This is a genomic window from Ramlibacter monticola (assembly GCF_016722785.1).
GTDB classification, from domain to species: domain Bacteria; phylum Pseudomonadota; class Gammaproteobacteria; order Burkholderiales; family Burkholderiaceae_C; genus Ramlibacter; species Ramlibacter monticola.
This window is the reverse complement of record NZ_JAEQNE010000001.1, coordinates 1,196,229-1,208,033: the sequence shown is the minus strand read 5'-3', so window position 1 is coordinate 1,208,033 and position 11,805 is coordinate 1,196,229. Positions and strand designations below refer to the sequence as shown.

The 11,805-nt window shown below is 70.3% G+C and carries 9 protein-coding genes; 4 read left to right on the top strand and 5 right to left on the bottom strand.

The features are described 5' to 3' along the window. Positions 1-212: 212 nt before the first annotated feature. From JJ685_RS05865 to JJ685_RS05855, 3 genes are all read left to right on the top strand, one after another. Positions 213-2,483 carry a DUF1631 family protein gene (locus tag JJ685_RS05865; protein ID WP_201673257.1) on the top strand — a complete coding sequence of 757 codons (2,271 nt, stop codon included), beginning with the start codon at positions 213-215 and terminating at the stop codon, positions 2,481-2,483. Positions 2,484-2,690: 207 nt separating this feature from the next. Continuing rightward, positions 2,691-4,358, top strand: a complete 1,668-nt coding sequence (ettA, locus tag JJ685_RS05860; RefSeq protein WP_201673256.1) for an energy-dependent translational throttle protein EttA — start codon at positions 2,691-2,693, stop codon at positions 4,356-4,358. Positions 4,359-4,381: 23 nt separating this feature from the next. Next, positions 4,382-6,460, top strand: a complete 2,079-nt coding sequence (locus tag JJ685_RS05855; protein WP_201673255.1) for a DUF1631 family protein — start codon at positions 4,382-4,384, stop codon at positions 6,458-6,460. Positions 6,461-6,729: 269 nt separating this feature from the next. Here the strand turns inward: JJ685_RS05855 and JJ685_RS05850 are convergent, their stop codons facing one another. The 3 genes from JJ685_RS05850 to JJ685_RS05840 are packed head-to-tail and all read right to left on the bottom strand — an operon-like array spanning position 6,730 to position 8,206. Further along, positions 6,730-7,062, bottom strand: a complete 333-nt coding sequence (locus JJ685_RS05850) for a hypothetical protein (protein WP_201673254.1) — start codon at positions 7,060-7,062, stop codon at positions 6,730-6,732. 2 nt (positions 7,063-7,064) lie between these two features. Beyond that, positions 7,065-7,547 carry an OsmC family protein gene (locus tag JJ685_RS05845; RefSeq protein ID WP_201673253.1) on the bottom strand — a complete coding sequence of 161 codons (483 nt, stop codon included), beginning with the start codon at positions 7,545-7,547 and terminating at the stop codon, positions 7,065-7,067. Between the two features lie 11 nt (positions 7,548-7,558). After that, positions 7,559-8,206: a GntR family transcriptional regulator gene (locus tag JJ685_RS05840; RefSeq protein ID WP_201673252.1), complete on the bottom strand. Its 648-nt coding sequence runs from the start codon at positions 8,204-8,206 to the stop codon at positions 7,559-7,561. Between the two features lie 324 nt (positions 8,207-8,530). On the opposite strand from JJ685_RS05840, the gene JJ685_RS05835 reads away from it, so the two are divergent. Further along, the gene (locus JJ685_RS05835) at positions 8,531-9,394 is read left to right on the top strand and encodes a lysozyme family protein (RefSeq protein WP_201673251.1); all 864 of its coding nucleotides are present in this window, start codon (positions 8,531-8,533) and stop codon (positions 9,392-9,394) included. A 45-nt stretch (positions 9,395-9,439) separates the two neighbouring features. Here the strand turns inward: JJ685_RS05835 and JJ685_RS05830 are convergent, their stop codons facing one another. Next, on the bottom strand, positions 9,440-10,783 hold the full coding sequence (locus tag JJ685_RS05830; RefSeq protein ID WP_201673250.1) for a TAXI family TRAP transporter solute-binding subunit: 1,344 nt from the start codon (positions 10,781-10,783) through the stop codon (positions 9,440-9,442). Beyond that, the gene (locus tag JJ685_RS05825; RefSeq protein WP_201673249.1) at positions 10,780-11,757 is read right to left on the bottom strand and encodes a P1 family peptidase; all 978 of its coding nucleotides are present in this window, start codon (positions 11,755-11,757) and stop codon (positions 10,780-10,782) included. Before JJ685_RS05825 ends, JJ685_RS05830 begins: the two co-directional genes overlap by 4 nt. Positions 11,758-11,805: the final 48 nt, after the last annotated feature.

The window sequence follows — 11,805 nt, the reverse complement described above, 5'->3', positions numbered from 1 at the left end:
CGTCGTCCCCAGCGAATCGCTGAGCCCGCGGGCTACTGGGGAGCCGCGAGAACCACTATTGTCGCATGGATCGGGAATCGGTGCCGGCGCGCGTGCGGTCGTTGCGCCGATACACCGCACGTCGGGCGCAAATCGTCACCCGTCCTGCCAAAAATTGGCGCACGGCCGAGCCGGACCCATAATCGGGAAACCGACCCGGGCATCAGGATTACATGGCCAAGATGATGAAGCTGCGGCTGGGCGTCTCCGACGATCCCACCGCGTTGCAGCCCTCGCTGAGCGACTGCCTCGGCGCCATGCTGCAGCAGGCCGACGTCCTGGTCACCCACGTCCTGAACGGGCTGGAACTCGGGACCAGCGCCAGCGGCCCCCAGCGCATCAGCGCGCTGCAGACTCCGCCGGTGAAGCTGGCCGTCCACGAACTGCACGCCGGGGCGACCGACGTCAAGGCGACTTTCGTGAAGGAATTGACGCGCCTCGTCTACGAGGGCGGCGGCAAGGAGCAGGTCGCCACCGAGGTGCTGCGCTTCCAGGACCTGCAGCTGTTCGAGGACGAGGAACTCGATCAGAGCATCGAGATCGCGCGGGCCCAGCAGGAAGTGGCGATGGCGGTGGACGACACGCTGCCGCCGCTGGACGCCCTGATCAGCACCATGATGGGCTGGCGCACCATCCAGCCCGGGCTCAACCCGCTGCGCCCGGAAGTCTTCGTGCGCTCGCTGCAGCACACCCTGGCCCGGCACGTCAAGGAGGCCGGCGCGCGCGAGGCGCTGATCACCCCCGCGGCCGGCCTGCTGGGGGTGAACCTGCGCCGGCTGTACCGCGAGCTGGCCGACTGGCTGCGCTCCACCGGCATCGAGCCGGCGGTGCCCGTGGGCGGCCGCATCAACCGGGCCACCGGCGCCAGCGGCGCGCCGGTCACCGACAGCGTCGCCAAGACCCTTCTGACCCTGGATCGCCTGCGCAAGCTGCTGGCGGGCGACTTCGACCAGCCGCGCAAGGCGGAATTCCTGCACACCATGCCGGCGTCCATGGCGCTGCTGCAGGACCTGAAGAAGGCCGACGAACTGGTCAAGCGACTGGAGCAGCGGCCCAGGCCGGTGGCCGCGCCGGAGCAGCCCGTCGACATGCTGGCGGAAGCGGACAAGCCGGCGGCGCCAGCCCACCGCATCGGCGAACAACTGGGCGAGGAGGTCGTCCGGCTCATGTTCGACAACCTGCTGGAAGACCGCCGCCTGCTGCCCTCGCTGAAGCGCCAGCTGCGCGAGCTGGAACCGGCAGTGCAGCGCCTCACCAAGGAGGATTCGCGCTTCTTCAGCGACCGCAACCATCCGGCGCGGCAACTGCTCGATCGCATCATCCAGCGCAGCCTGGCCTTCCCCTCGGAGGACGACGCGGGCTGGGAGCGCTTCCTGGCGTCCCTGCAGTCGATCGACCGCTGGCTGGAAAGCACGGTCATGGACGCGGACACCTTCGGCGAGATGCTCGACGAGCTGCAGGCCCAGTGGAGCGAGCAGGACCAGGGCGCGCGGCAGAAGCGCGAGGAAGCGGCCCGCTCCCTGCTGCACGCGGAGCAGCGCAACCTGCTGGCGCAGAAGCTGGCGGCCGAATTCGCCGGGACGCTGGACGGCCTGGACGTCGCGGATTTCATCCGCGACTTCCTGAAGAACGCCTGGGCACAGGTGGTGGCGGAGGCGCAGCTCAGTTGCGACGACGGCTCCTCCGATCCCTACGGCTATCGCGCGATGGTCGAGGACCTGATCTGGAGCGTGCAGAAGACCACCGCGCAGCGGGGGCGTGCGCGCCGGCTGGTGCAGATGATCCCGGCGCTGCTGCAGCGCCTGCGCGAGGGCCTGGGGCGCATCGGCTATCCGCCGGAGCTGACGCAGCGCTTCTTCGACCACCTGATCACGCTGCACCGCGCCGCGGTGCAGGAAGGGCGCGACGCCACCGTGCAGGCCGCGGCCGATGCGGCCTGGGCCGAACAGTCCCAGTTCCCCGAGGAAGCCGAGGACGAAGTCCAGATGTGGCTGGACGAGAACGAGGCGCAGGAATCCGGCTTCATCGAGGAGGAGGCGGACCTGGGCACCCACTATGCCGCTTCGCCCGAGGCACCGCGCCAGGAGGAACTGCGGGCCGAGCAGGACGCCGCGCGGGCCCGCCAGGTGCCGGCGCAGGAAGAGGGCCCGGCGGATGCGGGCGCGGTGATGCCCGAGGAGCTGCGCATCGGCGCCTGGGTCGAGATCCGCATCAAGGGCGACTGGGTGCGGGCCCAGCTCACCTGGTGCAGCCCGCACGCCACGCTGTTCATGTTCACCTCGATCGGCGGCGCCGCGCACTCGATGTCCCGTCGGACCATGGACAAGCTGCGCACCAACGGCCACCTGCGGGTCGTGGCCGACCGCCCGGTGGTCGACGAGGCCCTGGACCAGGTCGCCCAGGCGGCCCTGAAGAACAGCGTGGAGCGCCCGCCGGAGGGTTGAGGAAAACCAGACAACCGAACGCAGAGGGCGCAAAGGTTACGCAGAGGACGCAGAAGAACGGCCAATAGAAAAATATTTCGGCTGTTCTTCTGCGTCCTCTGCGCTTTCTCTGCGCCCTCTGCGTTCGGTTGTCCGTTTTTGAGGCTCCCCTGACCGGCACGCGATTTCGTGATGCGGGATAATCACCGGTTTCCCGCAAAAACTCCTATGGCCCAGTACGTCTACACCATGAACCGCGTCGGCAAGATCGTGCCGCCGAAGCGGCAGATCCTGAAGGACATCTCCCTCAGCTTCTTTCCCGGCGCGAAGATCGGCGTCCTGGGCCTCAACGGCTCGGGCAAGTCCACGCTGCTGAAGATCATGGCCGGCATCGACAAGGAGATCGAGGGCGAGGCCATCCCGATGCCGGGCATCAAGATCGGCTACCTGCCGCAGGAGCCCCAGCTCGATCCGGAACAGACCGTGCGCGAGGCCGTCGAGGGCGGCATGAGCGAGGTGATGGACGCCAAGAAGCGGCTGGAGGAGGTGTACGCCGCCTACGCCGAGCCGGACGCCGACTTCGACAAGCTGTCGGAGGAGCAGCAGAAGCTGGAATCCATCATCGCCGCCGCCGGCGCCGAGAGCGACCACGAGCACCAGTTCGAGATCGCGGCCGACGCGCTGCGCCTGCCGCCCTGGGAGGCCGTGATCAAGAACCTGTCCGGCGGCGAGAAGCGCCGCGTGGCCCTGTGCCGCCTGCTGCTGTCGAAGCCCGACATGCTGCTGCTGGACGAACCCACCAACCACCTGGACGCCGAATCGGTGGAATGGCTGGAGCAGTTCCTGGCCCGCTTCCCCGGCACCGTGGTGGGCATCACCCACGACCGCTACTTCCTGGACAACGCCGCCGAGTGGATCCTGGAACTGGACCGCGGCCGCGGCATCCCCTACAAGGGCAACTACTCCACCTGGCTGGAGCAGAAGGAAGCGCGCCTGGAGCAGGAGCAGCGCACCGAGGACGCCCGCACCAAGGCGATGAAGAAGGAACTGGAGTGGGCGCGGCAGAACCCCAAGGGGCGCCAGGCCAAGAGCAAGGCCCGCCTGGCCCGCTTCGAGGAGCTGTCCGACTACGAATACCAGAAGCGCAACGAGACGAACGAGATCTTCATCCCGGTGGGCGAGCGCCTGGGCCATGAAGTCATCGAGTTCGTGAACGTCTCCAAGGCGTTCGGCGACCGCGTGCTGATCGACGACCTGAGCTTCAAGGTGCCGGCGGGCGCCATCGTCGGCATCATCGGCCCCAACGGCGCGGGCAAGTCCACGCTGTTCAAGATGATCTCCGGCAAGGAGAAGCCGGATGCGGGCGAGGTGAAGATCGGCAAGACCGTGCAGATGGCCTTCGTCGACCAGCACCGCGACGAGCTGGCCAACGAGAAGACCGTGTGGGAGGACGTTTCCGGCGGCCTCGACATGATCAACATCGGCAAGTTCACGATGGCCAGCCGCGCCTACTGCGGCCGCTTCAACTTCAACGGCGGCGACCAGCAGAAGAAGGTCGGCCTGCTGTCCGGCGGCGAGCGGGGCCGCCTGCACCTGGCCAAGACCCTGCTGCAGGGCGGCAACGTGCTGCTGCTGGACGAACCCTCCAACGACCTCGACGTGGAAACGCTGCGGGCGCTGGAAGACGCGCTGCTGGAATTCGCCGGCAGCGTGATGGTGATCAGCCACGACCGCTGGTTCCTGGACCGCATCGCCACCCACATCCTGGCCGCGGAAGACGAGGGCAAGTGGGTCTTCTTCGACGGCAACTACCAGGAATACGAGGCCGACAAGCGCAAGCGCCTGGGCGAGGAAGGTGCAAGACCGCACCGGGTGCGCTATAAAGCCCTGAAGTAAGCTCTTCGGAGGGGCTCGCCGCCATGCGCGGCCCACAGCAACCGCACTACCAGGCGCTGTACCGCGCCTGCATCAAGGAGGCCGCCGCGCAGGGCCAGGGCCTGATGCAGGCGGCGCTCGCCCGTGCCCCGGGCGAGCTGCGGCAGGTGGCCGCGGCGCTCGCGGACGTGGTGGAGCGCGGGCTGCTGCTGGAAGCCTGCGACGTCCTGCGCGACCAGCAGCCGGCGCTGGTGGAGTCCTTCCCGCAGGCCCTGCTGGCCGAATTCGCCCACGCCATCGCCGGCGACCGCGGCTCCCCCCTCAGCTTCGAATCGCTGCCCTTGCTGGGCGACGAGCAACTGCAGGACAACACGGACCTGGTGCGCGCCTGCGCCGCGCTGGAAGAGGCCGTGCGGCCGCAGCTGGCGGAGCTGGAGGGCACGCTGGCCGAGGCGCAGCTCACTCCCGTGGGCGGCGCCCAGGGCCATCCCCTGCGGCCCGAGGTCTACGTGCGCAGCATCTACCGCCTCGCGCGCCAGAGCCCCGTCTCTCCCGCCGTGCGCCGGCGCTGGCTGCGCCACCTGCCGGGGCTGATGGCGCCGGAACTGGCCCGCATCTACGCCGGCATCGCGCAGCGCCTGCGCCCCGAGGAGGCCATCGGCGTGCCGGCCCGCGCGGCGGTCCGCGAGGACCTGGACCGCGCCACCCAGCTCACGATCCGCGAGCTGCGCAAGCTGATGGCCGGCGAGCCGCGCGAGGCCGCCAGGAGTGAGGGCGCGGTGTTCCACGAGACCGAGTTCTCCCACACCGTCCCGGCGGCGCTGGAGATGGTGCAGGACATGCGCAAGGTGGACCAGCTGATGCTGCGGCTGCGCCAGCGCCAGGCCGCCATGCCGGGCCGCGAGCGGGACAGCCTGGAAGCCTTCCGCGCGGCGCTGCGGCAGGAGGCACGGCGCCCCGCGCAGGAGCTGGGGCTGGAGGTCGTGCACCTCATGATCGAGAACCTGGTGGCGGACCCACGGCTGCTGCCGGGCGTACGCACCGTGGTGCGGGAACTCGAGCCGCCGCTGCTGCGCCTGGCGCTGGTGGATCCGCGTTTCTTCAGCGACCGCGGCCATCCGGGTCGCCAGCTGCTGCAGGAGATCACGCAGCGCAGCCTGGCCTGGAGTTCGGCGAGCGAGCCGGGCTTCTCCGTCTACATGGACACCCTGCAGCAGGCCACCGATGCCTTGCTGGACGCGCACGCGGGCGGGCCGGAGTCCTTCGAGATCGCGCTGCTGGCGCTGCAGGAGGCGTGGCACGAGGCACAGCCGCGCAGCCGCCGCAACCGCGAGCGGGCGGTGCGCGCCCTGATCCGCGCGGAGCAGCGCAACCTGCTGGCGGAACGCCTCGGGCGCGAGATCCTGGAGCGGCGCGAGGCGCAGGGCGCGCCGGCCGAAGCGCTGGCCTTCCTCACGGGGCCCTGGGCCCAGGTGCTCGCGCAGGCGCGGCTCACCGATATGAGCGCTTCGGAGGATCCGGGCGGCTATGGCTGGGTGGTCACCACGGTCCTGTGGAGCGTGCAGCCTGCGCTGGTCGGCCGCGCGGCCCGCCAGCAGGTGCAGATGGTGCACCGGATCCGCGAAGGCCTCGCCAGCATCGACTACCTGCCGGCCGACACGCAGCGCTGGCTCAAGCTGTTGTCCGCGCTGCGCGATTTCGCCCTCTCCGCCGCGACAGGCAGCCCGCCTCCGGTCGCGGAGGCCAGGGGAGTGGAGCGGGTGAGCACCTGGCTGGCGCCACTGGAGATGCATGAATCCGGCTTCGTGCCCGACGCGCCGGTCGTGCTGGCGACCACGGTGCCCGAGCCGCCGGATTCGCTGCCCGTGCAGGATCTCGTCATCGGGTCCTACGTCGACCTGCTGCGCGCCGAAGGTTGGGAGCGGTGGCAGCTCACCTGGTCCAGCCCGCACGGCCTGCTGTTCCTCTTCAGCCACGCCAGCGGCGCGACCCGCTCGATGACGCGCGGCAGGCTGAACCAGGTGCTCTCGCAGGGCGCGCTGCGCCTCGTGTCCGCGCATCCGGTGGTGGATGGCGCGCTGGATGCCGTGGCGCGAGCGGCCTGGCGCAATACCTCGAACTAGTGTCCTGTCCCACAAATATCTAGGCTCTCGTTCGGTGCATGCGGGGATGATCGGTGGTTGGCCAGAGTGGGTCCAGCCTGGCCGGCTGGACCCACTCTGGACGACCGCCGAGGGCCCCGCATGCGCCGAACCCTCCGGGCTGCCCCGTATCGGGCCGCATGCCGCGTTGCGTGCACGGGTCAAGCCGGCCACAGGCTTGACCCGCGCCCGCGCCTTGCCTGCGGCCCGATACGGGGCAGCGAGAGCCTAGATATTTGTGGGACAGGACACTAGGCCTGCCAGACCCCGTAGCCCCGTTCGCGCAGGGCGATCCCCAGCTCCACTTCCATCTCGCAGGCCGCGTGGTAGGGCATGGGGTTGTACACCTCGTACAGCTGCGGCAGCAGCTTCAGCCCGTGCTCGCGCACGAAGGTGTTGGCCTGGATGCCGGCCTTGTGCTTGTCGAAGCGCAGGTCGGGGTCGAGGCCGGTCATGCCGACGTACACGAAGGGCATGCCCGGCACGTAGCCGGGATTGCAGCGGCGGAAGCGCGCGTTGTTCCACACCGCGTCGGCCAGCTGCACCACGTACACGTGGTAGTGCTGCGCGTCGCGGCGGGCCATCGTCAGCGCGCGTCGGCCAGGCGCCAGCCGCCTTCCACGCGCACCTCGCTGCGCAGCGAGTTGGCGATGTAGCAGCGCTCGTGCGCCACTTCGTGCAGCTGGCGGACCGCCGCGTCGTCGGGAGCGCGCGGGCCCGAGAACGTGACCTGCGGGTGCAGCACGACGGCGAGGATGCCCTGGCGGCCGAAGCCGATCGGCCCCATCTGCGCCTCCGCCGCGTCGCTGTAGCCGTCCACCACGTAGCCCTGTTCGGCCGCCAGCGAGAGGAACCACAGCATGTGGCAGCTGGAGGTCGCTGCCACCAGGGCTTCCTCGGGGTCGACCGCCGCCGGATCGGACCACGGCACGCGCACGGAGTGCGGCGAGCTCGACCCGCGCACCACGGCGCCGCCGTCGAAGCGCCAGTCGTGCGCGCGGCTGTACTGGCCGCCGCGGAACGGCGCCTCCCCCCGGGACCATTCGACGACGCAACCATAGCGGGACATGGCGGCTCCTTTCAGGCGGGCGGCAGGGCGGCGAGCGCGCTGCGCTCGGTCTGAGCGAGGTGGGCCTGCAGCACCTTCAGCGCCGCCTTCGCGTCGCGCCGGCGCACCGCGCGGATCAGGGCATGGTGTTCCTCGTGCCAGCCCTGCGCGCGCGTGCCGGGCTTCAGACGCGCGAAGTAGTAGCGGTCGACCTGGAAGCGCAGGCGGCGCACGATGTCCATCGATTCGCCCCGCTGCGCGGGCGCATAGAGCGCCTCGTGGAACTCGCGGTCGCCCGCGATCCAGTCCGCCACCGAGCCTGCCTTGTCGAGGGCGGCCTGGATGGTCTCCACGCGGTTGATCGTGGCGGGCGTGTGCAGCGGCACCGCCTGGGCGAGCACGTCGGCTTCGATGAGGCTGCGCAGGCGGAACAGTTCGCGCAGGTCGGCGGCATTCACGGTACGGACGTACATGCCCTTGTTCGGGACCATGCGCAGCAGGCCCTCGGCCTGCAGCTGGAACAGCGCCTCGCGCACCGGCACGCGGCTGACGCCCAGCTCGGCGGCGATCTCTTCCTGCCGCAGCGCCTCCCCCGAAGCCCAGCGGCCCTGGTCGAGCGCCTGCCTCAGCAGCCGTGTAACGGCCGAGGAGGTGGTCTGGGCAATGGAAGAGGCTGGCACGGAGTCGATTTATACATGTATACAATTTCGCCTACAAGCAAGCCATGGTGGGAATACAACAGGCGCGCCGCACCCGCGGCTGCATGGTTTGCGCGCGTGAATATTCAGCAGATCAGGTTCGCCGCCAGAGCCACGCGCTGCCTCTTCCGCGTCCTGCCGCGCCTCAGCGGCAAGGTGCGCGACACCCTCGATTCGCCCCCTCAGCGCAAGAGTTTTTCACGATTACGGCGCCTGTAGGACGGGACGCCGCGACTCCCCGAACTTTCGCCGACATGGCCCGCTCTGTAAGTCTTGTTTGCAATTTCAAGGCAAGGGGACCAGGGCATGAAAGAGCGCGCTGCTTCGCGTGGGTCGGTGCACAACATGGTGATGCTGGCGGGTCTGGTGAGCGTGGCGCTCACCGGCTCGATGGGTACGTCGCCTGCGCCGACCTCCGACACCCTGGCCCAGCGTTGGCAGGCCGGCAAGGTCGCCGAAGCGCCGGCGCCCGGGCAAGCCCAGCCGCTGCAGCTCGCGGCCGCCGCGGGCGCCGTCCCCGCCACGCCGTTCAACACCCTGAAGATCGAAACCAGCTACTACGAGCAGCTGCGTTCGAAGCTCAACTGGCTGCCGGTGCGCTATGCGGGCAACGTCCTCCAGACGCCCGACGTCCCTTCCCGCCTGCTGCTGGCGAAGTCCGCGGCGCAGCGCGCCGGCCTGTCCGAAGTGGGCCTGAGCTACCTCGACGTGTACGGCATCATCAACGCCGAAACCTCCTGGATCCCGCGCATGGGCGCCAGCAAGGACGGCACGCCGAACCTGGGTATCGCGCAGTTCGAGCCGGCCACCGCCAAGGCCGTGGGCCTGACCGACCCCAGCGACCCGGTGCAGGCCGTGCACGCGCTCGCCGTGCACCTGAAGGACGCCGCGAAGTGGAGCGCCAAGCGCCTCTCCGGGCTCGATCTCCCGCCCGAGCAGTACGCGCTCAAGCTGCGCGAAGGCGTGTCGATCTACTACAACCTCTCCAGCAAGGGCCGCAACGCCTGGAACGGGCGCAACACCAAGAAGCTGCCGATCGAGACCCAGCGCCACATCGCCAACGCGCGCATCGGCGCCCGCGAGGCCGGCGAACTGGAAGGGCAGCTGAGCGAGCTGCGCGGCCGCATGGCGGATCGCGGCGTGATGACCGCCTCCTTCCGGGGCAACTGATCGCCCTCGCACCGCACGGAGAAGCCGGCCTCGCGCCGGCTTTCTTCATGCGGCCGCGACGCGCTCCTCCTGCCGCGCCTTGCGCCGCACCGCGTCGATGTTGTTGCGCAGGGCGTAGAGCTCGTCGGCATAGGACAGGGGCACGGTGATGCGGCCGACGCGTTCGTCGAGGGCATCGAGTTCGCGCAGCACGGCGGGCGCCTCGCGGGGCGCGGCCTGCAGCCGGTTCTCGATGTCGCGCAGCTGGCCGTACCAGCGGAACACGCGCGAGCGGATGCGGAACTGGTACAGCGGCGGCACGATGCGCGACAGCGGCAGCAGCACCGCGAGGATGATGCCCAGGGCCAGCCACATCCGTTCCACCAGGTTGGCGAGCCAGAAGGGCAGCCAGCGCTGCAGGAAGGGCTTGCCGCTGCGGTAGGCCCGTTCGGCCTCGGGCGCCACCGGGTACTCGCTGTGGTCCGTGTTGGGGAAGCTGCCGGCGCGGTTGAACCAGCCGGCGGGGCTGTGCAGGTCGCGCGCGGCCTGCGCGAACAGCTGCAGCAGCGCCGGATGCGTGCCCTCGCGCGCCAGCAGCGAGGTGGTGGTCGCCACCAGGCGGATGTCCTGGGGCGGCTGGTCCTTGGCCAGGTCCACGATGCCGCGCGGCAGCACGGCGGGGACCAGGAAGGGGAAGCGGCGCGAATAGGCGTCGCTCTGCGCGAAGTCCATCAGGCGCACGCCGGGCGTCTGCAGCAGCATCTGCACCATCTGCGATTCGGGGGCGGAGGCGAACACGATCGCGTCCAGCTCCCCGTTCAGGAAACCCATGGTCGACGCGGTCTGGTCCAGGCGCGTCAGCAGCGGGCTCTTCGGGTCCATGTTGTTCGCCTCCAGCAGCCGGCGCATCAGGAAGGGTGCTCCGCTGCCGCGGGCGCCGATGTTGACCCGCCGGTCCTGCAGCTGCGTCAGCGAAACGAGCGTACCGCCCGGGGCGTTCTTCGCCGCCTCCTCGCGATAGAACAGCCACAGCGGCTCGACGAACAGGCTGCCCAGCGAGACGATGCCGCTTTCCTCCTTCGCGTTGCGGTCGCTGCCGCCGCCCTGCACGAAGCCGAGGTCCGCCTTGCCGGCGCGCAGCAGCTTCAGGTTGCTGGGCGAGCCCTCGCTCGCCACCAACTCCACCTCGATGCCGTAGGCCTTCAGGGCCTTCTGGTAGCGCTTGCCGAATTCCTCGTAGGCGCTCTGGCCCGGTCCGGTGGCGAGCGTGACCTTCTTCGGCGGGTTGGGATCGAGCCACCAGTAGGCGAGCGCCAGCAGGCCGACGGCCAGCAGCAGCACCGGACCCGCGGAGATGGCGAGGTCGCGCAGGGAGACCAGCGTGTGACGCAAGGCGCGCACCGGCTTCATCCGAGTTCGCCGCACGCCGGCAGGTGGAGCCCGGCGATGTCGATGCCGCGGGCCGCGCGCACGGCGCGCACCACGGCCAGCGCACAGGCCTCGGCCGCCATGGCGGCGAGCGTCATCAGGCCCGGGCTGCGCCCGCTCTCGCCGGTGCCGAGCGCGAACAGCGTGTCGCCGTCGAACAGCGTGTGCGCCGGATTGATCGCGCGCGCGAGTCCGTCGTGGCCCACCGTCGCCAGCCGCGCGGCCTGCGCCTTGGTGATCACCGCATCGGTGGCGATCACGCCGATGGTCGTGTTGGTGCCGGCCATCACCGGCCGCGGCGCCTCGCCGCGCAGCAGGGCGCGGCGCGCATCGAGCAGCTGGCTGCCGTCGGCGCTGCGCGCACCGGCCAGCACGCGGCCGCTGTCCGGGTCGAGCACGTCACCCAGCGCGTTGCAGGCCACCAGCGCGCCCACCGTCACGCCGTCGACCGTGACCGAAGCGGAGCCGATGCCGCCCTTCATGGCGCGCGGCAGGCCGAAGATCTTGCCCACCACGGCGCCGGCGCCGGCGCCCACGTTGCCTTCCTCGGGTGGCATCCGCGAGGCCGCCTGGCAGGCCGCATAACCCGCGGCCGCATCGGGGCGGATGCGGTGGTCGCCGAGCGGCAGGTCGAACAGCACGGCGCCGGGCACGATCGGGACCCGCGCCGGCCCGACGGCGAGGCCGATGCCCTGTTCCTCGAGCCAGCGCATCACGCCGCCCGCGGCGTCGAGGCCCCAGGCGCTGCCGCCGGACAGCAGCACCGCATGCACGCGTTCGACCGTGTTGGCCGGGTGCAGCAGGTCGGTTTCGCGCGTGCCGGGAGCGGCGCCCCGCACGTCGACGCCGGCGACCGCGCTGCCGCGCGCGAGCACGACCGTGCAGCCGGTCGGCCGGCGCGGATCGGTGAAGTGGCCGACCTCGATGCCGGCCACCTCGGTGATGGAAGAAGTCATGGATCGATTATGGGTGCCGCCTTTCCCCAGCTCGACAGCGCAGCGGCA